Source organism: Streptomyces sp. NPDC002276, from assembly GCF_053891435.1.
The window spans coordinates 87859-112910 of record NZ_JBSFCQ010000006.1; the positions used below are offsets into that span (position 1 = coordinate 87859).

Here is a 25052-nt window from a genome sequence, read left to right on the forward strand (position 1 = left end):
GTACGGGCCCGCGCCGACAGCGGCCGACCGGTTTTGCGGGGGCCTCGGCGGGTGCTTCGCGCGGAGGCTTCCCGGCCCGTCGTATGACTCGAATGGCGCTGAACGCGCGTTCGAGGTCCAGGGTGCCGAGCTCGGCGGATTACCCGGCGGGGAGCTGGGCACAACGCTTGAAGGCTCGCCGCGCGGGGCCGGAAGGGTGGACGAATCGGGCGGCGTGCCCCGTTGCCGCGGGACTCAAGTCGATTTATCGTCCCACCACGATTCGCGTGCGTGATCACAAAATGTGAAGGGGCCGCGGCCATGGTGGCGAAGAAGACCGCAACGAAGAAGACCGCGGCGAGGAAGGCGGTCGCTACGAAGGCGGCTTCTTCGGAGAAGGCGACCGGTTCGAGGAAGACGACCGCCTCGGAGAAAGCGACCGCTTCGGAGAGGGCGGCCGGTTCCGAGAGGGCGGCCGGTTCCGAGCGGGCGACCGGTTCCGAGAAGGGAACCGGTTCGAAGAAGACGACGGTGAAGAGAACGGCCGCGAAGGCGACGGCTGTGGACGCGAAGAAGACGGCTCCGACGAAGACGGCATCGAAAAAGGCGGCGGTGAAGAAGACGGCGGCCCCGAAGGCGGCCGTCGCCCTGAACGAGTCCCCGAAGGGCACCGCGACCAGGACGACCACGAAGTCGGCCGTGAAGAAGCCGACCGTGAAGAAGGCGGTCGCGAAGAAGGCGGTCGCGAAGTCGACGGCCGAGTCGGCGGCGACCGCCAGGACGACGACGAACAGCGCGAAGCGCACGAAGAGTGCGGCCAAGAAGGCAACGGCGGGCGCGGCGCGGGCCGCGGAGCAGACGGGAGCCACGACGGTGGTTGCGAAGAAGACTCCTGGTACGGCCACGGCGGCGAAGACACCCGTTCCCAAGGCGCGGCTCGCCGCGGCGGCCGGGCCGGGCGAGCTGGCGGTCCGCCCGGGCGAGGACCCCTGGACGCCTCAGGAGGTCGAGGAGGCCCGCACCGAGCTGCTGGCCGACGCCGAGCGGCTGAGCGAGGAGATCACGTCCACCGAGCGGGCGCTGGCCGGTCTGATGCGGGACTCCGGGGACGGTGCCGGCGACGACCAGGCCGACACCGGCACCAAGAACATCACGCGGGAGAGCGAGATGGCGCTCGCCGCCAACGCGCGCGAGATGCTGATCCAGACCGAGCGCGCCCTCGGGAAACTGGACGCGGGCACCTACGGCCTGTGCGAGAACTGCGGCAACCCGATCGGCAAGGCGCGCATGCAGGCCTTCCCGCGGGCCACCCTGTGCGTCGAGTGCAAGCAGAAGCAGGAACGCCGGTACTGAACGCCGGTACCAAGCGCCGGTACTGAACGCCGGTACAGAGGGTGCCGAGAGGTGTGCCGTACCCTCTTCCTCAGTCAGGTACCTAGGTTCGAGGGACTCACGTGGCAGAGGCGGAGCGCATCATCGGTACGCCGGATACCCCAGAGGCGGCGGGGGCCGACCCGGAGCGGGGCGAGACCGCGCGCCCCAGGGGAAAGCGCCGGATCGCCGTGCTGTTCGCGGTGGCCGCGTTCGCGTACACCCTCGACCTGGTCAGCAAACTGCTCGTGGTGGCGAAGCTGGAGCACCACGCGCCGATCGAGGTCTTCGGGGACTGGCTGGAGTTCCACGCGATCCGCAACCCCGGGGCGGCCTTCGGGTTCGGCGCGGCCTTCACGGTCATCTTCACGATGATCGCCGCCGCCGTGATCGTGGTGATCGCGCGGCTGGCCCGCAAGCTCTACAGCCTCCCCTGGGCGATCGCGCTGGGGCTGCTGCTGGGCGGCGCGCTCGGCAACCTCACCGACCGGATCTTCCGTTCGCCCGGCATCTTCCAGGGCGAGGTCGTCGACTTCATCGCGCCCAAGGGCTTCGCCGTCTTCAACCTCGCCGACTCGGCGATCGTCTGCGGCGGCATCCTGATCGTGCTGCTCTCCTTCCGCGGCCTCGACCCGGACGGCACGGTCCACAAGGACTGAGCGCGGGTCACGACGGCTGAGCACAGGTCCACGAGGCCTGCGCGCACGGGCTCAGGTAAGGCGGTGTCGGACCCGTCCGGCATACTCGACCGAGTGAGCACAGTTCCCGAGATCCGAAACCTGCCCGTGCCCGACGGCCTGGAGGGCGAGCGTGTCGACGCCGCCATCTCCCGGATGTTCGGTTTCTCCCGTACGAAGGCCGCCGAGCTGGCCTCGGCGGGGAAGGTCACGGTCGACGGCTCGGTGGTCGGGAAGTCCGAGCGCGTGCACGGCGGGGCCTGGCTCGAAGTCGAGATGCCGCAGGCGCCCGCGCCCGTGCAGATCGTCGCCGAGCCGGTCGAGGGCATGGAGATCGTCTACGACGACGACGATGTGATCGTGATCGTGAAGCCGGTCGGCGTCGCCGCCCACCCCAGCCCCGGCTGGACCGGCACGACGGTCATCGGCGGGCTCGCCGCCGCCGGGTACCGCATCTCCACCTCCGGTGCCGCCGAGCGCCAGGGCATCGTGCACCGCCTGGACGTGGGTACCTCCGGCCTGATGGTGGTCGCCAAGTCGGAGCGGGCGTACACCTCGCTGAAGCGCCAGTTCAAGGAGCGCACGGTCGACAAGCGCTACCACACGCTGGTCCAGGGCCACCCCGACCCGACCAGCGGCACCATCGACGCCCCCATCGGCCGCCACCCGAACCACGACTACAAGTGGGCGGTCACCGCCGAGGGCAAGCCGTCGGTCACGCACTACGACCTCATCGAGGCGTTCCGCGCGGCCTCCCTGCTCGATGTGAAGCTGGAGACCGGCCGCACCCACCAGATCCGCGTGCACATGGCAGCCCACCGGCACCCGTGCGTCGGCGACCTGACGTACGGCGCCGACCCGACGCTCGCCAAGCGGCTGCGCCTGACCCGCCAGTGGCTGCACGCCGTACGGCTCGGCTTCGAGCACCCCGCCGACGGCCAGTGGGTCGAGTTCGAGAGCGGCTACCCGGACGACCTCCAGCAGGCCCTGGACCTGGTGCGCGAGGAGACGTACGCATGAGTCCGACGCCCTCCTACGTGGTGCGCGTCGCCGAGGACCCGGCCGACCGCGAGGCCTGCTTCGCGGTGCGCAAGGAGGTCTTCGTCGTCGAGCAGGGCGTGCCCCAGGAGCTTGAGTACGACGTGTACGACTTCGTAGCGACACATGTGCTCGCCGTGCGGGAGGACGGGCTGCCGTTGGGCACCGGGCGGTTGCTGTACGGCGAGGTGGCCGCCGAGAAGACCGGTGGTGATCTCGCCGTGGGTTCCCTGGGGCGGCTGGCCGTCGCCAAGGAGGCGCGGGGGCTCGGGGTCGGGGTCGCGCTGGTGCGGGCCGTCGAGGACGCGGCACGCGCGCGTGGGCTGGCCGCGGTCGACCTGCACGCCCAGACGCACGCGCTGGGGTTCTACGAACGGCTCGGTTACGAGGCGTACGGCCCGGAGTTCCCGGACGCGGGCATCTCGCACCGGGCGATGCGGCGCGCACTTCACCAACCGTAGGGCGTCGAAAGAGCTGGTCTGGTGGGCGGCGTGGCAGGCTGGGGCGTCCGCTGTGTGAACGTCGAGATCCCGCCGGAGCCCTGACCGTGGATCAATTGGCCCTGCTTTTCGTCCTGTTGCTCGGGGCCGTGGTGAGCGTCCCGCTGGGGGACCGGTTCGGTCTGCCGGCGCCGGTGCTCATGACGCTCCTCGGGATAGTCCTCGCGGTGGCCGACTTCGTGCCGAACGTGAACGTCCCGCCCGAGCTGATCCTGCCCCTGCTGCTGCCACCGCTGCTGTACGCGGCCGTACGGCGCACCTCCTGGCGGCAGTTCACCGCCAACATCCGGCCCATCTTCCTGCTCGCCGTCGCGCTCGTCTTCGTCACCACTCTCGCCGTGGCCTTCGTCGCGAGTGCGATCGTGCCGGGGCTGCCGATCGCCGCGGCCATCGCGCTCGGGGCGCTGGTGGCGCCGCCCGACCCGGTCGCCGCGACCGCCGTAGCCGGCCAACTCGGGCTGCCGCGGCGGCTGGTGTCGATCCTGGAGGGCGAGGGCCTCTTCAACGACGTCACGGCCATCGTGCTCTACCACGTGGCGATCGCCGCGGCCGTGAGCGGATCGTTCAACCCCTGGCGCGCGGGGCTCGACTTCGTACTGTCCGCCGTCGTCGCCGTAGCGATCGGCCTTGCTCTCGGCTGGGCCGCGAACAAGTTGATGTCGGTCCTCGACGACGCCACCCTCCAGATCGGGCTGACCCTCCTGGTGCCGTACGCCTCGTACGTCCTGGCCGACGAACTGCACGGTTCCGGTGTGCTCGCGGTGCTCACCACCGCGCTGTTCCTCGCCGAGTACTCGCTCGGCGCCGACGACGTGCTGACCCGGCTCGCCGGGGCCACGGTGTGGGACGTGGTGGACACGCTGGTCACCGGGGTCGCCTTCGGGCTGATCGGGCTCGAACTGCACAACGCGATCCGTACGGCGTCCGGACGCTGGGGCGAGATGCTCGGCTGGGCCGCCGCGATCGTCGGGGTCGTCGTGGTCGTACGGCTGGCGTGGTTGCTGCCGGCGACCTGGCTGACCAAACGGCTGCACGCCAAGCGGGACTACGACGAGGAGATCCCGACGTCCTGGCGGGAGACCGTGATCATGTGGTGGGCCGGGATGCGTGGCGTGGCGTCGGTCGCGCTGGCGCTGGCGATTCCGCTGACCATGGACGACGGGTCGGCGTTCCCCGACCGGGACGAGATCGTGTTCATCGCGTTCGGCGTGATCATGGCGACGCTGGTGCTCCAGGGGCTCACGCTGCCGTGGCTGGTGAAGCGGCTCGGGGTGCGGGCCGACACCGACAGCGAGAAGGCCTTCGAGAAGGAACTCGCGGTACGGGCGGCGAAGGCCGCGAAGCGGCGGCTGCGGGAGATCGAGGACGTGGAGGAGCTGCCCGAGGAGGTGTCCGAGCAGTTGCTGCGGCGGGCGTTCGACATCGGGGTGCGGATCTCTCCCGAGGTGGGGGACGGGGAGCGGCGGGAGGCGTACGAGAAGCGGGTGCAGCGGGTGAAGCGGATGCGGCGGATCCAGTCGGAGATGATGAGCGCGGCCCGGCACGAGGTGCTGGCGGCGCGGAGCGAGCCAGGGGCGGATCCGGAGATCGTGGACCGGGTGCTTCGGCATCTCGATGTGCGCAGTTTGAGGTGAGCCTCGTGTACACGCATGGCATGGCAGTTGTGTAAATGCGGGAGAGGACTTCCCGGTTTCCTTTGTAAGCTCGCGCCATGGCTCGAAACGTAGTAATCAGTGGTGGGGGTACGGGAATTGGGCTCGCCGCGGCGCATGCCTTCGTGGCCGGCGGGGATCAGGTGTTGCTGCTGGGGCGGCGGCGTGAGGTGCTGGAGAAGGCCGGGGTGCCGGGGGCGCTGACGTACGCCGGGGATCTCAGTGAGCCCGAAGTGGTGCGCGGGGTCGCGCGGTTCGTGGCCGAGGAGTTCGGCACGGTGGACGTGTTGGTGCACAGCGCGGGTGGCAACGGGACGTTGGAACCCGCGAGCGGCGGCGACGCGCTGGACGCCGTCGCGCACGACTGGACCGTCAACTTCCGCGGCAACACCCTCAGCGCCGCGCTCCTCACCGAGGCGCTCAGGCCGCGGCTCGCGGAGCCGGGCGGGCGGGTGCTGTTCGTCAGCTCCATCGCCGCGTACCGGGGGTCGGGGAGCGGGGCGTACGGCGCGGCCAAGGCCGCGCTGCATCCGTACGCCCATGATCTGGCCCGGGATCTGGGGCCGCGCGGTATCACCGTGAACGTGGTCGCGCCCGGGTATGTCGAGGACACGGAGTTCTTCGGGCCGGAGATCGCGGAGGCCCGGCGGGAGCGGATGATCCGCGACACGTCGACCGGACGGGCCGGGACACCTGGGGATATCGCCGCGACCCTGCACTGGCTCGCCTCGTCGGCCGCGGGGCATGTCACTTCGCAGGTGATCCAGGTCAACGGCGGGGCTGAGCGGGGGCGTTGAGGGGGCCGACTCAGGTGTTGAGGCGCCCCGCCCCCGGCGGCTCATGAGCCGACCGCCCCGCACCCCCGTTGGGCGACGTGTCCTCGCCCGGCACCGGTGCCGCGTCCGCCGTGTTGACGCGGGGGAGGGCGTACGGGTGCTCCACGTACAGCCAGCGGATCATCTGTTCGCGGACCGTGACCCGTACCGTCCAGATGTCGTCCGCGTCCTTCGCCGTGACCAGGGCCCGTACCTCCATGGTGTTGGGGGTGGTGTCGGTGACGACCAGGCCGTAGCTGCGGCCGTCCCACTCGGGGCAGGCGCGCAGGATCTCGCGGAGCTGCTCGCGCATCGCGTCGACCGGGGCCGAGTGGTCGACCTGGAAGTAGACGATGCCGGTCATCTGCGGGGTGCCGCGCGACCAGTTCTCGAACGGCTTGGACGTGAAGTACGACACCGGCATGGTGATCCGGCGTTCGTCCCAGGTCCGTACCGTGAGGAAGGTCAGGGTGATCTCCTCGACCGTGCCCCACTCGCCGTCGACCACCACGGTGTCGCCGATGCGGACCATGTCACCGAAGGCGATCTGGAGTCCCGCGAAGAGGTTGGCGAGCGTGGACTGCGCGGCGACACCGGCGACGATGCCCAGGACGCCCGCCGAGGCCAGCAGCGAGGCGCCGGCCGCGCGCATCGCGGGGAAGGTGAGCAGCATCGCGGCCACCGCCACCACCCCGACGATCGCGGCCACCACCCGCGTGATCAGCGTCACCTGGGTCCGGACCCGGCGGACCCGGGCCGCGTCGCGGGAGGCGCGGGCGTAGCGCGCGTACGACGACTCCACGATCGCCGCCGCGACCCGGATCATCAGCCAGGCGGTGGCGCCGATCAGTACCAGGGTCAGGGTCTGGCCGATGCCGATCCGGTGTTCCTCAAGGAGTTGCGCCTGGTCGTAGGAGCCTCTGAGGAAGGCCGCGCAGAGCAGTAGTTGGTAGGGGACTCGGCCTCGGCGCAGCAGGCCCCAGAGCGTGGTGTCGTCGTGGCGGGCGTCCGCCTTGCGCAGCAGTAGGTCGGTGACCCAGCCGATGAGCAGCGTGAGGACCACGGAACCGCCGATGACGATCAGCGGGCGCAGTACGTTCTCCATGTGTCCGACCGTACTGGCACGATGGCTTCATGAACATCATGCTCTTCCACTCGACGTACGGACTCCGCCCGGCGGTGCGCGAGGCCGCCGACCGGCTGCGCGCCGCGGGCCACGAGGTGTGGACGCCGGACCTCTTCGAGGGGCATACGTTCGAGACGGTCGAGGAGGGCATGGCCTTCAACGACGGGATCGGCAAGGACGAGTTGCTGAAGCGGGCCGTGCTGGCCGCCGCTCCCTACTCCGAGCGCGGGCTCGTCTACGCCGGGTTCTCGCTCGGTGCCTCCGTCGCCCAGACCCTCGCCCTCGGCGACGAGAAGGCCCGCGGGCTGCTGCTTCTGCACGGCACCTCGGACATCGCGGCCACCGCCTCCGTCGACGACCTCCCGGTCCAGCTGCATGTCGCCGAGCCGGACCAGTTCGAGACCGACGACTGGCTCAGCTCCTGGTATCTCCAGATGGGCAAGGCCGGTGCGGATGTGGAGATCTACCGGTACGCCGGAGCCGGTCACCTGTACACCGACCCCGGCCTGCCCGACTACGACGAGGAGGCCGCCGAGGCCACCTGGCGGGTGGCCTTCGGCTTCCTCGACAGCCTGTAGCTATACGGGGTCGTACGTCCGCTCCACCTTCTGCGTGCCGCTGCGCGTGCGGTACGACCGTTCCCAGGACGAGGTCGCGGTGGGCGAGGTGCGGTCGGACAGGACGTAGTAGTCCATCTGCGCGCGGTCGGCGGTGATGTCGAGGACGCCGTAGCCGTGGCGGTCCGTGTCGACCCAGTGGACGTGCCGGTTGGCGAGCTGGATGAGCGGGGCGGCCAGCGCGGAGACCGTGCCCTCGGGCACCTTCACCAGGTCGTCGAGGTTGTCGGAGGTCACCGAGGTGATCACGAACTCCGTTGCCGCGGATGCCGACAGCGGGTACGTACCGGCGTCCACGGGCACGTCGTTGGCCCAGGACATGTGGATGTCGCCGGTGAGGAAGACCGTGTTGCCGATCGCGTTCGAGCGCAGATGGGCGAGGAGTTCACGGCGGTCGTCGGTGTAGCCGTCCCACTGGTCGGTGTTGATCCCGATGCCGTCCTGCGGCAGGTCCAGCAGCTTGGCGAGCGGTTTGAGCAGGTCGGCGGTGAGCGAGCCGATGACGAACGGCGCGATCATCACCGAGTTGCCGACCAGCCGCCACTTGGTGTCCGACGCCTTCAACCCGGCCTTCAGCCAGTCGAGTTGGGCGCGACCCGTGATCGTACGGTCCGGGTCGTCGACCGCACCGCTGCCCGAACTCGCCTGCTGGGAGCGGAAGGAGCGCAGGTCGAGGAGGGAGAGGTCCGCCAACTTGCCGAAACGGAGGCGGCGGTAGGTGGTGCCCGCGATCGCGGGACGGACCGGCATCCACTCGAAGTAGGCCTGTTTCGCGGCCGCTTGACGGGCCGTCCAGGTCCCCTCGGCGCCCTCGGTGTGGTTGACCGCGCCGCCCGACCAGGCGTTGTCCGCGAACTCGTGGTCGTCCCAGATCGCGATGACCGGCGCCTTGCCGTGCAGCGCCTGGAGGTCGGGGTCGGTCTTGTACTTGCCGTGCCGGGTGCGGTAGTCGGCGAGCGTGATGATCTCGTTCAGCGGCGCGTGCGGCCGTACGACCGTGCCGCGCGTCCCGTACTCGCCGGACTTGTACTCGTAGATGTAGTCGCCTAGGTGCAGCCACGCGTCGAGGTCGTTGCGGTTCGCGAGGTGGCGGTACGAGGAGAAGTAGCCCGCCTCCCAGTTGGCGCAGGTGACGACGCCGAAGCGGAGGCCGGACACAGTGGCGTCCGCCGCCGGCGCGGTGCGGGTGCGCGCCGCCGGGGAGTCGGTGCCGCCGGCCGAGAAGCGGAACCAGTAGTCGGTGGCCGGGGCCAGCCCGCGGATGTCGGCCTTGACGGTGTGGTCGGAGGCGGCGGTCGCGGTGAGCGAGCCCCTGGAGACGATGGTGGTGAACGCCTTGTCGGTGGCGACGGTCCAGCTCACCTCGGTGTCCGGGCCGAGCCCGGAACCCGGGACCGCCTCGGCGGTGGGTGTCACTCGGGTCCACAGCAGGACGCCGTCCGGGAGCGGGTCCCCGGAGGCGACCCCATGGAGGAAGGCGGGGGTCTCGGTCGCGGCCCCGGCGGGCAGCGCGGCGACGAGCGGGCCGGCCAGCACGGCGGTGGCGGCAGCGGCCTTGACGACCGTACGGCGGCGCGGGGAGGGCGAGTTGACGCTCTCGGGTGCTCTGTATCGACTGGTCACGAGCGACCAGGTTACTGACCGGTATTAACAAGAGCGGGCGAACTCGTAAAGTTCGCCCGCTCTTCCACCGGCCGTTGACTCAGCCCTTCAGGGCCGCGTCCACCACCCTGGTGAAGTCAGCTACCGTCATGGGCGCGTTGCCCGCGGTGTCGGCGGTCAGCATCTTGCCGTCCATGACGAAGCTCGGGGTGCCCGTCACGCCGTCCTTGTTGGTGTCGAAGGTCTTCGACATGGCCATCGCCCAGGCGTCGTAGGTGCCCTTCTTGACCGCGGTCTGGAACTTCGTGTTGCCCTTCAGCGCGGAGACCGTGTCGGCGACCTTGATGAGGTAGCTGTCGTCCTTGAACTTGTCGGTCGTCTCGTCCGGGTGGTACTTCGTCGAGTACAGCGCCGACTTGTACTCCAGGAACGCGGTGGGGCTGACGTTCAGCGCGGCGCCCAGGGCGCTCAGCGCGTTTTTGGAGCCGACGCCGTTGTCCTTGTTGTCGATGAACGTGCCACCGATGTACTGGATCTTGAACTTGCCGTCGTCGATGTCCTTGATGACGGTCGAGCCGACGGTCTGCTCGAACTGGGCGCAGACGGGGCAGCGCGGGTCCTCGTACTCCTTGAGGGTCTTCTTGGCCGTCGACTTGCCGATGACGACCGTCGTGCCCTTGGTGCCCGAAGTGTTCGCCGGGGCGGTCACCTTGGCGTCCTTCAGGCCCTCCCAGTAACTGGGCTTGTTGTTCTGCACGACGGCGTAGCCGATGCCGCCGGCTATCGCGAGGACGCCGACGACCGAACCGGCGACTATGAGCTGCCGCTTGACCTTCGCGCGCTTGGCCTGGCGCTCGCGCTCGGCGCGCAGCCGCTCACGGGCCTGCGTCTTGGCCGCCGCGCTGTTCCGCTTGCTCATGGTGGTGATCTCCATCAGGGACGCGCACAGGGTGTGCGCGGAATACGTATGGGGGGACTGCTCGGGACTACTGGAGGTGCTCAGGTGCGGTGCGCGGGCCTGTTCAGGCCGCGAGGAGGACCGAGCACGGCGGTCCACGCCGTCCCAGGGAGTGCACCAGCAGCCGCTCACGGGCGGTGGCCGTACGGTGCGTGGTGCGCGGCAGCCGGCGGACCGGTGAGGTGCGCCGGGCGTTCACCGCCGCGACGGCCAGGAGCAGCGGGCGGAAGCCCATCGCCGTGGCCGCGCGCAGCAGTTCGGTCAGCGCGCGCTCGCCGCGGCGCAGATACGCGGCGGCCAGCAGCCCCACACCGATGTGCGCGCCGAGCAGCAGCCAGGCGGCGGTGGCGTCGGTGTGCGCGAGCAGCGCCGCCGCCTGCTGGGGATCGTCGGTCATCCGGGCCAGCGGGGTGCCCACGCTGCCGCCGCTGCACAGCACGTCCAGGCCGACCGCGCGCAGCGGTCCGGCGACCGGGCCGCCCGCCCTGCCGTAACAGGCGTGCTGGCCGGTGGTGAACACCGTGTCGGCGGCCAGTTCCAGCGGGATCAGGAGGGCGGCGATCCGGCCGAAGCCGCGCTCGCGGCCCGCCAGCGCGTACGCGAGGACGAACACGGTGGCCGCGATGACGGCCACCGTGCCGAACGGAAGGGGGACCCGGGACAGCAGCACGTGCGACGCGGTGCTGAGCGTCACGACCAGTGCCGTGAACAGCGCCGCGCGTACGGCCCTGAGCTGGATCCCGGATATGTCCATAGCGTGGGTGAGTCTGTCATGTGCTCCGGTAGGGGACCCCTAAAGGGTTCCTGTGAGCGTACGGATGGTTACAGACCCGGAATCCGGCCGTTGCGGAACAGGTCGACGAAAATCTGGTGGTCGGCACGCGCGCGCGTGCCGTAGTCGTGCGCGAAGTCGACCAGGACGCCCGCGAAGCCGTCCTCGTCGGCCGCGATCGCCGCGTCGATGGCGCGCTCGGTGGAGAACGGCACCAGGGACTCGCCGGACTGGTCGTCGGCCGCCGCGTGCATGGTGGCCGTGGCCCGCCCGAGGTCGGCGACGACGGCGGCGATCTCCTCCGGGTCGTCGATGTCGCTCCAGTCCAGGTCCACCGCGTACGGCGACACCTCGGCGACCAGCTGTCCCGAACCGTCCAGCTCGGTCCAGCCCAGCCACGGGTCCGCGTGCGCCTGGAGGGCCCGCTGCGAGATCACCGTGCGGTGGCCCTCGTGCTGGAAGTAGTCCCGGATCGCCGCGTCCGTGATGTGCCGGGAGACGGCCGGCGTCTGCGCCTGCTTGATGTAGATCACCACGTCGTTCTCCAGGGCGTCGCTGTTGCCCTCAAGAAGGATGTTGTACGACGGCAGCCCCGCCGAGCCGATGCCGATGCCGCGGCGGCCGACGACGTCCTTCACGCGGTACGAGTCCGGGCGGTCCAGGGAGGAATCCGGGAGCGTCTCCAGGTAGCCGTCGAAGGCCGCGAGGACCTTGTAGCGGGTGGCCGCGTCCAGCTCGATGGAGCCGCCGCCCGAAGCGAACCGGCGTTCGTAGTCGCGGATCTCCGTCATCGAGTCCAGCAGCTCGAAGCGGGTCAGCGAGCGGGCGGTGCGCAGCGCGCCCAGGAGCGGGCCGTCGGCGGTGTCCAGGGTGAACGGCGGCACCTCGTCGCTCTTCGCGCCGGTCGCCAGCGCGTGCACCCGCTCGCGGTAGGCGCCCGCGTAGATCTTCACCAGCTCGGTGATCTGCTCGTCACTGAGCGCCTTCGCGTACCCGAGGAGCGCGATGGACCCCGCGAAGCGCTTCAGGTCCCACGTGAACGGGCCGACGTAGGCCTCGTCGAAGTCGTTCACGTTGAAGACCAGGCGGCCGTTGGAGTCCATGTACGTGCCGAAGTTCTCGGCGTGCAGGTCGCCGTGGATCCACACGCGCGAGGTGCGGTCGTCCAGGTACGGGCCGCCCCGCTTCTCCGCGTCGAGATCGTGGTAGAAGAGGGCCGCCGTGCCCCGGTAGAAGGCGAAGGCGGAGGCCGCCATCTTCCGGAACTTCACGCGGAACGCGGCCGGGTCGGCGGCCAGGAGCTCGCCGAAGGCGGTGTCGAAGACGGCGAGGATCTCCTCGCCGCGGTGCTCGTCGTTGAGCTGCGGAACCGACATCGCTCTGTGCCTCCTGGTACGGGTGGTGCGTGACATGTGACGGGTCTGTCGTCACCTTCCAACGCTCGAAGGTACGTGGGAGTGCCCCGCTTGTGTCAGTGGCGAGGCATAGGATTCGGTCTCGTCCCCCCAGACCGTCCGCTGCTCTTCGTCGATCGTTTCCCCTGTTATCCCTGGAGGCCAAGCCGTGTCAAAGCCGCCGTTCACGCACCTGCACGTCCACACCCAGTACTCGCTGCTGGACGGTGCCGCGCGGCTCAAGGACATGTTCAACGCGTGCAACGAGATGGGCATGACCCATATCGCGATGTCCGACCACGGCAATCTCCACGGGGCCTACGACTTCTTCCATACCGCGAAGAAAGCCGGGGTCACGCCGATCATCGGCATCGAGGCGTACGTCGCCCCCGAGTCCCGGCGCAACAAGCGCAAGATCCAGTGGGGCCAGCCGCACCAGAAGCGCGACGACGTGTCCGGTTCCGGTGGTTACACCCACAAGACGATCTGGGCGGCGAACAAGACGGGCCTGCACAACCTCTTCAAGCTGTCCTCGGACGCGTACGCCGAGGGCTGGCTCCAGAAGTGGCCGCGCATGGACAAGGAGACCATCTCCCAGTGGTCCGAGGGGCTCATCGCCTCCACCGGCTGCCCCTCGGGCGAACTCCAGACCCGGCTGCGCCTCGGGCAGGAGGAAGAGGCCCTCAAGGCGGCGGCCGAGTACCAGGACATCTTCGGCAAGGACCGCTACTTCCTGGAGCTGATGGACCACGGCATCGAGATCGAACGCCGGGTCCGTGACGGCCTGTTGGACATCGGCAAGAAGCTCGGCATCCCGCCCCTGGTGACGAACGACTCGCACTACACGTACGCGCACGAGTCCGTGGCGCACGACGCCCTGCTCTGCATCCAGACCGGCAAGAACCTCTCCGACCCGGACCGCTTCCGGTTCGACGGCACCGGCTACTACCTGAAGTCCACCGACGAGATGTACGCCGTGGACTCCTCGGACGCCTGGCAGGAGGGCTGCCGCAACACCCTCCTGGTCGCCGAACAGATCGACACCACCGGCATGTTCGAGGCCAAGAACCTCATGCCGAAATTCGACATCCCGGACGGCTACACCGAGGTCACCTGGTTCAAGGAGGAGGTGCGCCTCGGCATGGAGCGTCGCTTCCCGGGCGGCGTCCCCGACGACCGCCAGAAGCAGGTCGACTACGAGCTGGACGTCATCATCCAGATGGGCTTCCCCGGCTACTTCCTTGTAGTCGCCGACTTCATCATGTGGGCGAAGAACAACGGCATCGCGGTCGGTCCAGGGCGTGGTTCCGCGGCCGGTTCGATCGTCGCGTACGCCATGGGCATCACCGACCTCGACCCGATCCCGCACGGCCTGATCTTCGAGCGGTTCCTCAACCCCGAGCGCGTCTCCATGCCCGATGTCGACATCGACTTCGACGAGCGCCGGCGCGTCGAGGTGATCCGGTACGTGACCGAGAAGTACGGCGCCGACAAGGTCGCCATGATCGGCACCTACGGCAAGATCAAGGCCAAGAACGCGATCAAGGATTCCGCGCGCGTGCTGGGCTACCCGTACGCGATGGGCGACCGCCTCACCAAGGCGATGCCCGCCGACGTCCTCGGCAAGGGCATCGACCTCTCCGGCATCACCGACCCGAAGCACCCGCGCTACGGCGAGGCGGGCGAGATCCGCGGGATGTACGAGAACGAGCCGGACGTCAAGAAGGTCATCGACACCGCCAAGGGCGTCGAGGGCCTGGTCCGGCAGATGGGTGTGCACGCGGCCGGCGTCATCATGTCCAGCGAGCCCATCGTCGACCACGCCCCGATCTGGGTGCGGCACACGGACGGCGTGACCATCACACAGTGGGACTACCCGCAGTGCGAGTCGCTCGGCCTGATCAAGATGGACTTCCTGGGGCTGCGCAACCTCACGATCATGGACGACGCCGTGAAGATGGTGAAGTCCAACAAGGGCATCGACCTGGAGATGCTCGCCCTCCCGCTGGACGACCCGGCGACGTACGAACTGCTGTGCCGCGGCGACACGTTGGGCGTGTTCCAGTTCGACGGCGGCCCGATGCGTTCGCTGCTGCGCCAGATGCAGCCCGACAACTTCGAGGACATCTCCGCCGTCTCGGCCCTGTACCGCCCCGGCCCGATGGGCATGAACTCGCACATCAACTACGCCGAGCGCAAGAACAAGCGCCAGGAGATCACCCCGATCCACAAGGAGCTGGAGGAGCCTCTCGAAGAGGTCCTCGCGGTGACCTACGGCCTGATCGTGTACCAGGAGCAGGTGCAGAAGGCCGCCCAGATCGTCGCCGGGTACTCGCTCGGCGAGGCCGACATCCTGCGCCGCGTGATGGGCAAGAAGAAGCCCGAGGAACTGGCGAAGAACTTCACCATCTACCAGGCGGGCGCCCGGAAGAACGGCTACAGCGACGAGGCGATCCAGGGCCTGTGGGACGTCCTGGTCCCCTTCGCCGGCTACGCGTTCAACAAGGCGCACTCCGCCGCGTACGGCCTGGTCTCGTACTGGACCGCCTACCTCAAGGCCAACTACCCGGCCGAGTACATGGCGGCGCTGCTCACCTCGGTCAAGGACGACAAGGACAAGTCCGCGATCTACCTGAACGAGTGCCGCCGCATGAAGATCAAGGTGCTCCCGCCGAACGTCAACGAGTCGGTGCACAACTTCGCCGCCCAGGGCGACGACGTGATCCTCTTCGGCCTGGAGGCCGTGCGCAACGTCGGCACGAACGTGGTCGATTCGATCATCAGGTCCCGCAAGGCGAAGGGGAAGTACGGCTCCTTCCCCGACTACCTCGACAAGGTCGAGGCCGCCGCCTGCAACAAGCGCACCACCGAATCCCTCATCAAGGCAGGGGCGTTCGACACCCTCGGGCACACCCGCAAGGGCCTCACCGCGCACTTCGAGCCGATGATCGACAACGTGGTGGCGGTCAAGCGCAAGGAGGCCGAGGGGCAGTTCGACCTCTTCGGCGGCATGGGCGACGAGGACACCAGTGAGCCCGGCTTCGGACTCGACGTGGAGTTCACCACCGACGAGTGGGAGAAGACCTATCTCCTCGCCCAGGAGCGGGAGATGCTCGGTCTCTACGTCTCCGACCACCCGCTGTTCGGCCTGGAGCACGTGCTGTCCGACAAGGCCGACGCGGGCATCGCCCAGCTCACCGGAGGTGAGCACGCGGACGGCGCGGTCGTCACCATCGGCGGCATCATCTCGGGCCTCCAGCGCAAGATGACCAAGCAGGGCAACGCCTGGGCGATCGCCACCGTCGAGGACCTCGCGGGCTCCATCGAGTGCATGTTCTTCCCGGCGACCTACCAGCTCATCTCGACCCAACTCGTCGAGGACACCATCGTGTTCGTCAAGGGCCGCCTCGACAAGCGCGAGGACGTGCCCCGCCTGGTCGCGATGGAGATGCAGGTCCCGGACGTGTCGAACGTGGGCACCAACGCACCGGTGATCCTCACCATCCCGGCGACCAGGGTCACCCCGCCGATGGTGAGCAGGCTCGGTGAGATCCTCAGCCACCACCGCGGCGACAGTGAGGTCCGCATCAGGCTCCAGGGCCCGACCAAGACCACCGTGCTGCGCCTGGACCGGCACCGGGTGAAGCCCGACCCGGCCCTGTTCGGCGACCTCAAGGTGCTGCTCGGCCCGGCCTGCCTGGCGGGCTGAGCAAGGGACTTGCAGAAGTGACTGAGGGGCGCGTCCGCCAACGGACGCGCCCCTCAGTCATTCAACAACTCTTGTCACAGGCCTCAGTTGTGGCCGAAGCGCTTCTGCTTGCCCTTGCGGGCCATGTCGCTCGGCGTCGCCTGGGATATCCGCTGTTCGGCCTGTGCCTCCATCGAGGACGACGTGGCCTGCTCCTGGGCGCGCTCGGACTGGGGCTGCTTACGGTCACGATGCTTGTTCTTGGCCATGGTGATCTGCCTCCTGAGGGGGGAACTAGGGGCCGGGACCGCGACCAGATTCACATAGGCTGACGAAGAACGCATTTCGGATAATTACCGTGTGTGACATGGTTGGTGCGAGACGGAAGCGCCGAAACGCCACGCCGAAGATCGAGTTTCGGGCCGTTAACCCCAGTGCGGTCGGGCAGACTCGAAGCGAGCCCGAAGCAAAACCGACCGGGAAGAGGGTGAGTCGCGTGGACCGCTGCATCGTCCTGGTGGACGCCGGGTATCTGCTGGGGGCAGCCGCCAGTCTCCTCGCCGGAGAGCCCTCGCGTTCCCGTATCACCGTCGATCACGCCGCCCTCATCCAGGGTTTGCGCGAGCGAGCCGAGTCCGACACGGAACGGCCCCTGCTCCGCATCTACTGGTTCGACGGCGCCCCCGACCGCGTCCCGCAGCCCGAGCACCGCAGGCTGCGCGTGATGCCCCGGGTCACCGTCCGCCTCGGCGCCCTGACCCGCAGCGACGGCCGCTGGGCGCAGAAGGGCGTCGACGCCGCCATGCACGCCGAACTGACCGAGCTGGCCCGCAACCGCGCCTGCTCCGACGTCGTCCTCGTCACCGGCGACGGCGACCTGCTGCCGGGCATGATGGCCGCCAAGGAGCACGGCGTCGCCGTACACCTGTGGGCCGTGCAGGCCGCCGACGGGGACTACAACCAGTCCGAGGACCTGGTCGCCGAGGCCGACGAGCGGCGGGTGCTCGACCGGACGTGGATCACCAAGGCCGTACGGGCGAAGGACCTCGGCGGGGTGTGTGCGCCGCAGCCCGTGCCGCGGCCGGAGATCGCCGCGATCCTGTCCGCGCCGCTGCCCGAGTCCGCGCCCACGACGCGCGAGCGGGTGGCCGAGGACGGCGAGCACGCGGCGGCCGAGGCAGGCTCGGAGAACGGCACACAGGAGCGGGTGCCCGCGCCCAAGGGCGTGCCCACCCCGAAGGACCTGGCGAGCCTCAAGGCCCCGGGAGCCGCCGCGCCCGCGCCGCATCCCGCGAGCGCCACCCTGCGCTGGTCCTCCGACAAAGGGTGGGTCGACAGGCCGGGCGGCGCCACCGAACCGCCCGAGGTCGCCTCGATGCCGACGCTGGCGCAGCTGACCACCGCCGAGCAGCGCTGGGCCGACCGCGAGGAGGACATCACCACGGTCGGCGGCGACCCCTTCGAGGTCGGACAGGTGTTCGCCCGCCGCTGGATGGGCCGCCTCGGCGACCAGGGCGCCCACCTCCAGAAACTCTCCGGGATGTACCCCCGCGTCCCGCACCGCATCGACGGGGAACTGCTCCGCTACGCGGCCCGCTTCGGACTCCTCGCCCACAAGGACGACCAGATCGACGAGCACGACAGGTACGCGATCCGGGCCGGGTTCTGGCGCGAGATCGACGTCCGCACGGCGGCCGAGCACGCCCCCGCGGGGGATTGACGCTCTTTACCGGGGTATTTGCGGTTCTCGACCCACCCGCGAACGGGCGGGGGCCGCGGACCCCGTACTCTCGTCCTTTGTGAGTACGCGCGCGGGACAGGCACTTCGACACGCTGGTGATGTCGTGTGCGCGGTGCGCGGACTCAGCAAGACCTACCCGGCGGTGCGCGGACGACGCGGTGCGCCGGGCACCCCCGAGGTACGGGCCACCGACGCGGTGACCCTCGACATCCGCCGGGGCGAGATCTTCGGCCTGCTCGGACCCAACGGCGCCGGCAAGTCCACCCTCGTACGCCAGCTCACCGGGCTCATGCGGCCCGACGCCGGCAGCGTCGAGATCCTCGGACACGACATCGTGCGCCACCCGGAACGCGCCGCGCGGATCCTCGCCTACCTCGGCCAGGAGTCCACCGCGCTCGACGAACTCACCGTGTCCCTCGCCGCCGAGACCACCGCGCGGCTGCGCGGCCTCGACCTGCGCGACGCACGGGCCGAACGGGACGCCGTACTGGACGAGTTGGGGCTCACGGCCATTGCCGGACGGCCGCTGAAGAAGCTGTCCGGCGGGCAGCGGCGGCTGGCGTGTGTGGCCGCCGCGCTGGTCGGGGAACGCCCGCTGCTGGTGCTCGACGAGCCGACCACCGGGATGGATCCGGTGGCCCGGCGGGCCGTGTGGGCCGCCGTCGACCGGCGCCGGGCCGAGCGCGGGTCCACCGTGCTGCTCGTCACCCACAACGTCATCGAGGCCGAGACCGTCCTCGACCGGGTCGCCGTCCTCGACCAGGGCCGGGTCATCGCCTGCGACAGCCCCGCCGGGCTCAAGGAACAGGTCGCCGGGGAGGTCCGGGTCGAGCTGGTGTGGCGGGAGAAACCGCCGCTGGACGTCCCGGAGGTCGCCGCGCTGCGGGACCGGGCCGTCGAGTCCGGCCGCCGCTGGACGCTCCGGCTCGCCCCCGAGGAGGCCCGGGTGGCCGTCGCCACGGTGACCGGCGGGGCCGCCTTCGCCGCCCTGGACGACTTCACCCTGGCCACGCCCAGCCTGGAGGACGTCTACCTGACACTGGGCGGCAACGGACAGGGGCTGGTGAAGGCATGAGTACACGGGCCGTCGTATCCGTATGGGACAGGGCGACTGCCGGCGTCGAGAGGAGCAGCGCGACGTGAGTGTCGTATCCGCCGATGTTCTGCCGAGTGGCCCGCTGGCCGTGCCACAGGCCGCCGGGGCAGGCGCCGCCGAGCTGGGGCCGAAGGCGCGGCTGTGGCCCTCGCTGGCCGCCGTGTACCGGGCGCAGCTGTCCCGGGCGCGGGTCGCGCGGATCCCGCTGCTGTTCGTGGCGACCTTCCAGTCGGTCGGCATCCTGATCATGATGCGCGGGGTCGTCGACGGCGGGAGCCACGACGCCCGGTTCGTGGTGGCGGGCTCGTCCGTGCTGGTCGTCGCCTACGTCGGGCTGAACCTGCTCGCGCAGTACTTCGGTCAGCTGCGCGGCAGCGGCGGGCTCGACCACTACGCCACCCTGCCGGTGCCGCCCGCCGCGGTGGTGCTGGGCGCGGCCGGGGCCTACGCCTCCTTCACCGTGCCGGGGACCGTGCTCACCGCCGTCTTCGGGTGTGTGCTGTTCGGGCTGCCGATGGGCAACATCTGGATCCTCGCGGCCGTGATCCCGCTCGCCGGAGCCGCCCTCGCCGGGCTCGGCGCTGCTCTGGGGCTGCTCGCGCCGCGCCCCGAACTCGCCACGCTGCTCGGCCAGTTGGGCATGTCCGCGGCACTGCTGCTCGGGGTGCTGCCGGCCGACCGGATGCCCGACGCGGTGCGGTTCCTGCGGGACCTGGTGCCCTCCACCTACGGCGTGGAGGCCTTCGCGCAGACCTTCGCGGCGCACCCCGATTGGGCACTGGTCCTCGGTGACCTCGCCGTATGCGCCGCGGTCGGCGTCGTTTCGCTGGCCGTCGCCGCCTGGGCCTACCGTCGGGCCGCCGTCCGGTGACGCGCCGCACAGCCGGGCCTGGCACGATGGCGTTGTGACCGCACCGCTGACTCCGCCCCCGCCGCCGCGTGACCAGTCCCCGCACGACCCGTGGCAGCCGCCGGGTGACCAGGGCACTTCCGGCGCCTCCAGTGACCCGAGCGCCGGGTATCCCGTGTACGCCCCGCAGGACGTCTCCTACGGCGCGGACGGGCCCGGAATGAAGACCGAGCTGATCGAGGCCGTGGTCGCCACGGTCGTCGTGGCGCTCGGCGGGGTGCTGCTCGGGCTGCTGTGGTGGTGGCTGGCCCCGCATGTGCCGCTGGTCGGGGACGTGGTCGACAAGAGCTGGGTCGTCTACCTCAAGGACTCCGAGGGCGAGCAGGCGGTGGGGGTGGACGGAACGTTCACTCTGCTCGGGGTGGGTTTCGGGGTGCTGAGTGCCGTCGCCGCGTTCCTGCTGCGGCGGCGTGGGGGAGTGCCGCTGGTGGTCGCGCTGACCGTGGGCGGGCTGCTCGCCTCGCTGCTCGCGTGGCGGCTGGGGATGTGGCTGGGGCCGACGAAGGACGTGCTCGCGCATGCCAAGTCCGTGGGCAAGGGGGTCACGTTCTCCGCGCCGCTGAAGCTGGGGGCGAAGGGGGCGTTGCTGGCCTGGTCCATCGCGGCGCTGGTCGTCCATCTGGGGCTGACCGCGTTGTTCGGGCCGCGGGATCCTGAGCCGCAGGGGGTTCCGACGGACGGGTACGGGGCGCCGCTGTCGTAGGGGCGGGGGGTTTCTTCGCCCCCGCCGCCCCTTCCCGTCCCGTCACTGGGGGCTGCGCCCCCAGACCCCCGATCGGCCCTGAAGGGGCCTCGTCCTCAAACGCCGGACGGGCTGGATATAGCCGACCCGCGTTTCTATGCCGGCCGGTGTCCATGGTTCGAGCGGCGCTTCTTGATGCGCCACTTTCGTTTCCTGGTTTTCTTCGACATGCCCCTTGTACTTAACACGCACGGCCGATGGGGGCCAGTACCGCTGCCGTGAGGGTGGTCAGGTCCTCGGGGGAGAGTTCCACCTCCAGGCCGCGGCGGCCCGCCGAGACGCAGATCGTGGGGTGGGCGGTGGCCGAGTCGTCGAGGACCGTGCGGAGCTTCTTGCGCTGGCCGAGCGGGGAGATGCCGCCGCGGACATAGCCCGTGGTGCGTTCGGCGAGGGTCGGGTCGGCCATCGCCGCGCGCTTGCCGCCCACCGCCGTCGCCAGGGCCTTCAGGTCCAGCTGGCCCGCCACCGGGACCACGGCCACCGTCAGTGTGCCGTCCACGTCCGCGACGAGTGTTTTGAAGACGCGGTCGGGGGAGACACCCATCGCCTCGGCCGCCTCCTCGCCGTAGGACGGGTGGGCGGGGTCGTGCTCGTAGGCGTGCACCTCGTACGGCACTCCGGCGGCCGTCAGGGCCACGGTCGCCGGAGTGCCGCCGGACTGGGGCTGTTGTTGCTTCCTGGACTTCTTGGCCATCGGGGTCTCAGTTCAGGCTTGTCGGGTTGCGTGTCAGCTCGGACGCGGGCAGGGACGGCAGGTTGCGGATGATGGCGGTCTCGGAGCGCAGGAGCTTCAGCTCGTCGCGCAGGCGGGAGGCGGTGTCGGGGGCCTGGAGCAGACGTTGCTTTGTCGATGTGTCGAGCATCATCGCGGCGGCCACCAGGTAGGAGACCACCGCCGGTTCGTCGGGGAGTTCCGCGTCGCCGGTCGACAGGGAGCGCTCGCGGGCGCCCGCCAGGCGCTTCTGGTACTGGCGGAACGCGCGTAGCACCCCCTCGGCCAGCGCGCCGGCCTCGTCGCCCTTCTCCTCGGGCAGCTCCTCCAGCTCGGCCGTCAGGAACGGGCCCGAGGCGTCCACGGTGAGCAGCCGCATCCGGGTCGTGCCCGTCGCCAGTACCTCGAAGGTGCCGTCGGCGCGCTCGCGGATCGTGGCCGCGTCGGCGACGCAGCCCACGGAGTGGAAGGCCTTGAGCGGGTCGGGGCCGAAGCCCGCCGTGGGCCCGCGTTCGGGCACGGCGGTCTGGTCCGGCATGCCCTGGGCGGTCTGGGCCACCTCGTGGCCGTCACGGATGGCGACGACGGCGAATCGGCGCGGTTCCTCCTCGGGGGTCTTGAGCAGTTCGCGCATCATGGCGCGATAGCGCTCCTCGAAAATGTTCAGAGGAAGCACGAGCCCCGGGAACAGAACCGAGTTCAGGGGGAAGAGCGGCAGCCGGACGGTGGTCACGGCGCAAAAGCCTAGTGGTCGCGGGAGCGGGCGCGACCGTCGTGCCCACTCCGTGGATACGGCGGCGCGTCCTCGAAGCCCCTCGGCTGCGCCGGAATCGCCGTGAGACAGGGCGGAACCGGCCCGCCCAGCGGCAGGTGCGAGGCGACCGCGATCCGCACTCCGTCGCGTACTTCCAGGAACTGTCCGAGCGGGTCGTCCGAGATCCGGTCCCAGGGGAAGGACGTGGCGTACGGGCCGATCAGGCGCAGCTGGTCGAGGGCGTCGGGCCAGCGTTCGAGGCGGACCAGGACGTAGGCCAGCAGGTTGCGGACCCCGGCGGGCCAGGGGTCGGCCGCCGCGTAGCCCGCCGAGAGGGCGATCCCGAGGTCGGCCGCCGTGTCCAGCCGGGCGCGCGGCACCGTCGCGCCGCAGCCGTCGGTCAGACAGGCGAAGGCGGCCCGCACCGGCAGCGCCTGGACGAGGGAGCCGGGCAGGGCGTCCTGCGCGGCCCGTTCGGCGAAGTCGAAGCACTCGCGGTGGGAGTGCCGCGCGGTGTGCGGGGTGCGGCTGGCGGCCGAGAGGTACTGGAGGGCGGCCACATGGCAGCCGTAGTGGTGCGGGGAGCGGCGGACCGCCTCGCCCCACAGCCGTTCGAACGCGGCGTGGCCGGCGTGGGTGCCCCGCGCGTGGTCCAGGGCGATCCGCCAGGGCACCGGGTCGCGCGGTTCGGCCTCGGCCGCCGCCGCGATCAACGGGCCGAGTTCGCCGAGCAGTTCGACGCGGGCGGGCGATACCCAGCAGCGGTCCACCGCCAGCTGGGCGCCGACCAGCAGCGCGTCGGGGTCGTGCGGGTCGGCGGCGTGCCAGGCGGCCAGCCACTCGGGGCGGGAGCGGGCGAAGGCCGAGAGGCGGCGCGTGTAACGGTCGCGGTCCTCCCACTCGGCGGACGCGCGGGTGGCGGCCAGCAGCTCGGCGGCCGGCCCGTACTCGCCGCGTCCGGCCGCGACCAGCGCGGGGCCGAGCCGGTCGTCGGGCGCGTCGAGGAGGACCTCGTCGTCGGCCGGCAGTCCGGCGGCGGGCCGCGAGGTGCTCCTTGCCATCCGGGCGGTGCGGATGAAGTCGCGCAGCAGAGCCATGGTGCCGACCATTGAATGACCGGGATCCGGAGTGCGCCAGACCGTTTGAGCACCCCGTGGAAAGTTGTACGCGTCTCGGTCAAGGCCCGGTAAAAGGTGACTTTTGCTCACCTGTTCGAGTGCTGTGCGCGGCCACTGGTCATCCGCGCCTGAGCAGCCGGGTCGCCCCCGCCGCCACCGTCGTCGCGAGGATCCAGCCCAGCAGGATCAGCGCCACGGACAGCCACTGCCAGCCCCCGTGCAACTGCCACTGCCCCACCTGCCCCAGGTCGATCACCGGCAGCAGCAGATCCAGCGCGAACAGCGCCGGACTCCACGGCGGATGCCCGCTCGGGTTCACCGGCACATGGTCCGCGTGCGTGAAGGCCAGCGAACCGGCCGCCCACAGCACCGCCATCCATACGGCGGCCCGGCCCGGCCGGTACCCGTAGGCCACCGTCCAGTCCTGCGCGAACCCCCACAGCTTCGCCGCGACGGGCAGGCTCTCCCGGCGCCGCCGCTGCTTGGCGAGCAGCACCTCGCGCGCGTCCTCGTCCTCACCGGCGTTGCGCAGCACGGTCGCGAGCCGCTCGTACGGCTCCGGGTTGTACTCGGCGGTCGCGGCGGCCACCCAGTCGAGCCGGGCCGCCAGCGGGAACGGGCCCTGCGGTACGAGGTTCTCGTACCCGAAGCCGCCCATGTGGAGGTTGCCCGGACCCGGCCAACTGTCCTTGCCGTCAATGAGGTTGACGACCCGCGCCCCCGACAGCACCACCTTCCCGCGCCGCGGTCTCTCCCCGAGGAAGCGCAGTTCGGGCGCCTGGACGCGCAGCAGCGACAGCTCCTGGTCGTCCGTGAAGGTGAACCGGGCCCGCTCCAGGTCCACCGCGTCCCCGAACCGCCCGTCGTCCAGGCGCACTCCGCCCTGGCACGTGAAACGCTGGATGCGGGTCCCGCGCGCGGGTGTGGTGCCGCTCAGCCAGGGGCCGCCGACGCCCGCCGGGGTGAGGTACAGGGTGCGGCCGACGGTCAACTGCGGCGCGTTCAGGGCGAGTCGGGAGTACGGGTTGGCCAGCCGGGCACCGCGCAGACTCAGCGAGACGCCGACCTTCGCGCTGCGCAGGCTCAACTCACCGTGCGATTCCAGGAGTTCGGCCTGAAGATCCTGGCCCACGGTCATGCCGTCCGCGGCGATCGAACGGCCCGTGCGGTCCCGGTACACGATCGCCTGGTTGAGCAGCAGATCGGTGCCGATGTGCGCGTCGGTCAGCCGTACCCCGTTGTGGAACCGGCAGCGCGGCAGATGCAGGTCACCCTCCGTGTGCACCCGCGCCGCCTCCAGCCGCGGCACCGAGCAGTCCACCAGCCGTACGGTCTGGAAGCGGGCCTCCGGCAGCAGGATCTCGTGCTCGAAGCGGCAGCCCTTCAGCTCGACGAACGGGTGGATCGTGCCGCCCGCCAGGTCCAGGGTGCCGCTGATCTGCACTCCGGTGAGTTTCAGCGAGGCCACCCGGCCCGACAGCGCGGGCGGCCCGTCCAGGAGCAGCCAGCACACGAACCGGGCCCGTACGGTCCGCTCCGGGCCCCACGGATGTCCGCCGTGCGGATCGTCGACGACGGTGTCGCCGCTGCTCAGGTCGTACACACTGCCGTTGCGGAAGGCCTGCCACATCCCGGCCTCGGCGGCGCTCGCATCGTCCGGCACATCCCCCGCGCGGAGGCCGGCACCCTCGGTCACTGCTCTGTCATCCCTCTCGACTGCTCACGGGTTTCGCACAGCTGTTCATGCCCGCTGAGTAACGCCCGGAACACTAGACGTGAAGGGGATCTTC

At 70.3% G+C, this 25052-nt stretch carries 22 protein-coding genes; 12 read left to right on the forward strand and 10 right to left on the reverse strand.

The window, feature by feature from the left end; all coding sequences use genetic code 11:
* Window positions 1-300: 300 nt before the first annotated feature.
* The 6 genes from ACWIHT_RS17230 to ACWIHT_RS17255 all read left to right on the forward strand — a co-directional run bounded on the left by ACWIHT_RS17230 (window position 301) and on the right by ACWIHT_RS17255 (window position 6014).
* A complete protein-coding gene (locus ACWIHT_RS17230; RefSeq protein WP_456168953.1) occupies window positions 301-1332 on the forward strand; it encodes a TraR/DksA family transcriptional regulator in 1032 nt (343 codons plus the stop codon).
* Window positions 1333-1433: 101 nt separating this feature from the next.
* A complete protein-coding gene (lspA, locus tag ACWIHT_RS17235) occupies window positions 1434-2009 on the forward strand; it encodes a signal peptidase II (protein WP_456168954.1) in 576 nt (191 codons plus the stop codon).
* A gap of 93 nt (window positions 2010-2102) precedes the next feature.
* Entirely contained in the window at window positions 2103-3047 is a 945-nt protein-coding gene (locus tag ACWIHT_RS17240; RefSeq protein WP_026178396.1) for an RluA family pseudouridine synthase, read from the forward strand.
* Entirely contained in the window at window positions 3044-3526 is a 483-nt protein-coding gene (locus ACWIHT_RS17245) for a GNAT family N-acetyltransferase (RefSeq protein WP_456168955.1), read from the forward strand. Before ACWIHT_RS17240 ends, ACWIHT_RS17245 begins: the two co-directional genes overlap by 4 nt.
* Window positions 3527-3612: 86 nt before the next feature.
* The gene (locus tag ACWIHT_RS17250) at window positions 3613-5199 is read left to right on the forward strand and encodes a Na+/H+ antiporter (RefSeq protein WP_456168956.1); all 1587 of its coding nucleotides are present in this window, start codon (window positions 3613-3615) and stop codon (window positions 5197-5199) included.
* A 77-nt stretch (window positions 5200-5276) separates the two neighbouring features.
* Entirely contained in the window at window positions 5277-6014 is a 738-nt protein-coding gene (locus ACWIHT_RS17255) for an SDR family NAD(P)-dependent oxidoreductase (RefSeq protein ID WP_456168957.1), read from the forward strand.
* 10 nt (window positions 6015-6024) lie between these two features.
* On the opposite strand, the gene ACWIHT_RS17260 is transcribed toward ACWIHT_RS17255, so the two are convergent.
* Entirely contained in the window at window positions 6025-7137 is a 1113-nt protein-coding gene (locus ACWIHT_RS17260) for a mechanosensitive ion channel family protein (RefSeq protein WP_456168958.1), read from the reverse strand.
* 29 nt (window positions 7138-7166) lie between these two features.
* Between ACWIHT_RS17260 and ACWIHT_RS17265 the strand changes: the two genes are divergently transcribed.
* The gene (locus ACWIHT_RS17265; RefSeq protein ID WP_456168959.1) at window positions 7167-7736 is read left to right on the forward strand and encodes a dienelactone hydrolase family protein; all 570 of its coding nucleotides are present in this window, start codon (window positions 7167-7169) and stop codon (window positions 7734-7736) included.
* Here ACWIHT_RS17265 and ACWIHT_RS17270 read toward each other — a convergent pair whose 3' ends face one another.
* The 4 genes from ACWIHT_RS17270 to ACWIHT_RS17285 form a co-directional block, all read right to left on the reverse strand.
* On the reverse strand, window positions 7737-9398 hold the full coding sequence (locus ACWIHT_RS17270) for an alkaline phosphatase D family protein (RefSeq protein WP_456168960.1): 1662 nt from the start codon (window positions 9396-9398) through the stop codon (window positions 7737-7739). It lies immediately after the preceding gene.
* Window positions 9399-9477: 79 nt separating this feature from the next.
* The gene (locus tag ACWIHT_RS17275) at window positions 9478-10296 is read right to left on the reverse strand and encodes a DsbA family protein (RefSeq protein WP_456168961.1); all 819 of its coding nucleotides are present in this window, start codon (window positions 10294-10296) and stop codon (window positions 9478-9480) included.
* Between the two features lie 103 nt (window positions 10297-10399).
* Window positions 10400-11089: a hypothetical protein gene (locus ACWIHT_RS17280; RefSeq protein WP_456168962.1), complete on the reverse strand. Its 690-nt coding sequence runs from the start codon at window positions 11087-11089 to the stop codon at window positions 10400-10402.
* A 68-nt stretch (window positions 11090-11157) separates the two neighbouring features.
* Window positions 11158-12483, reverse strand: coding sequence for a DUF2252 domain-containing protein (locus ACWIHT_RS17285; protein WP_456168963.1), 1326 nt, complete (start codon window positions 12481-12483; stop codon window positions 11158-11160).
* A gap of 187 nt (window positions 12484-12670) precedes the next feature.
* On the opposite strand from ACWIHT_RS17285, the gene dnaE reads away from it, so the two are divergent.
* Window positions 12671-16210, forward strand: coding sequence for a DNA polymerase III subunit alpha (gene dnaE / locus ACWIHT_RS17290; protein WP_456168964.1), 3540 nt, complete (start codon window positions 12671-12673; stop codon window positions 16208-16210).
* A gap of 83 nt (window positions 16211-16293) precedes the next feature.
* On the opposite strand, the gene ACWIHT_RS17295 is transcribed toward dnaE, so the two are convergent.
* The gene (locus tag ACWIHT_RS17295; RefSeq protein ID WP_019067731.1) at window positions 16294-16458 is read right to left on the reverse strand and encodes a hypothetical protein; all 165 of its coding nucleotides are present in this window, start codon (window positions 16456-16458) and stop codon (window positions 16294-16296) included.
* Between the two features lie 227 nt (window positions 16459-16685).
* Here ACWIHT_RS17295 and ACWIHT_RS17300 point away from each other — a divergent pair, with 227 nt between their 5' ends.
* The 4 genes from ACWIHT_RS17300 to ACWIHT_RS17315 all read left to right on the forward strand — a co-directional run bounded on the left by ACWIHT_RS17300 (window position 16686) and on the right by ACWIHT_RS17315 (window position 20639).
* Window positions 16686-17909 (forward strand): NYN domain-containing protein, encoded by a 1224-nt coding sequence (locus ACWIHT_RS17300; protein ID WP_456168965.1) that lies wholly within the window; start codon window positions 16686-16688, stop codon window positions 17907-17909.
* 124 nt (window positions 17910-18033) lie between these two features.
* Window positions 18034-19005, forward strand: a complete 972-nt coding sequence (locus ACWIHT_RS17305) for an ABC transporter ATP-binding protein (protein WP_456169272.1) — start codon at window positions 18034-18036, stop codon at window positions 19003-19005.
* Between the two features lie 64 nt (window positions 19006-19069).
* Window positions 19070-19897, forward strand: a complete 828-nt coding sequence (locus ACWIHT_RS17310; protein ID WP_456168966.1) for an ABC transporter permease — start codon at window positions 19070-19072, stop codon at window positions 19895-19897.
* Between the two features lie 34 nt (window positions 19898-19931).
* A complete protein-coding gene (locus ACWIHT_RS17315; protein ID WP_456168967.1) occupies window positions 19932-20639 on the forward strand; it encodes a DUF2567 domain-containing protein in 708 nt (235 codons plus the stop codon).
* A gap of 220 nt (window positions 20640-20859) precedes the next feature.
* Here ACWIHT_RS17315 and ybaK read toward each other — a convergent pair whose 3' ends face one another.
* The 4 genes from ybaK to ACWIHT_RS17335 all read right to left on the reverse strand — a co-directional run bounded on the left by ybaK (window position 20860) and on the right by ACWIHT_RS17335 (window position 24958).
* Window positions 20860-21372: a Cys-tRNA(Pro) deacylase gene (gene ybaK / locus ACWIHT_RS17320; protein WP_456168968.1), complete on the reverse strand. Its 513-nt coding sequence runs from the start codon at window positions 21370-21372 to the stop codon at window positions 20860-20862.
* 7 nt (window positions 21373-21379) lie between these two features.
* The gene (locus tag ACWIHT_RS17325) at window positions 21380-22123 is read right to left on the reverse strand and encodes an LON peptidase substrate-binding domain-containing protein (RefSeq protein WP_456168969.1); all 744 of its coding nucleotides are present in this window, start codon (window positions 22121-22123) and stop codon (window positions 21380-21382) included.
* Window positions 22124-22134: 11 nt separating this feature from the next.
* Window positions 22135-23241, reverse strand: coding sequence for a hypothetical protein (locus ACWIHT_RS17330; protein WP_456168970.1), 1107 nt, complete (start codon window positions 23239-23241; stop codon window positions 22135-22137).
* Window positions 23242-23380: 139 nt separating this feature from the next.
* Window positions 23381-24958, reverse strand: coding sequence for an oxidoreductase (locus tag ACWIHT_RS17335; protein ID WP_456168971.1), 1578 nt, complete (start codon window positions 24956-24958; stop codon window positions 23381-23383).
* Window positions 24959-25052: the final 94 nt, after the last annotated feature.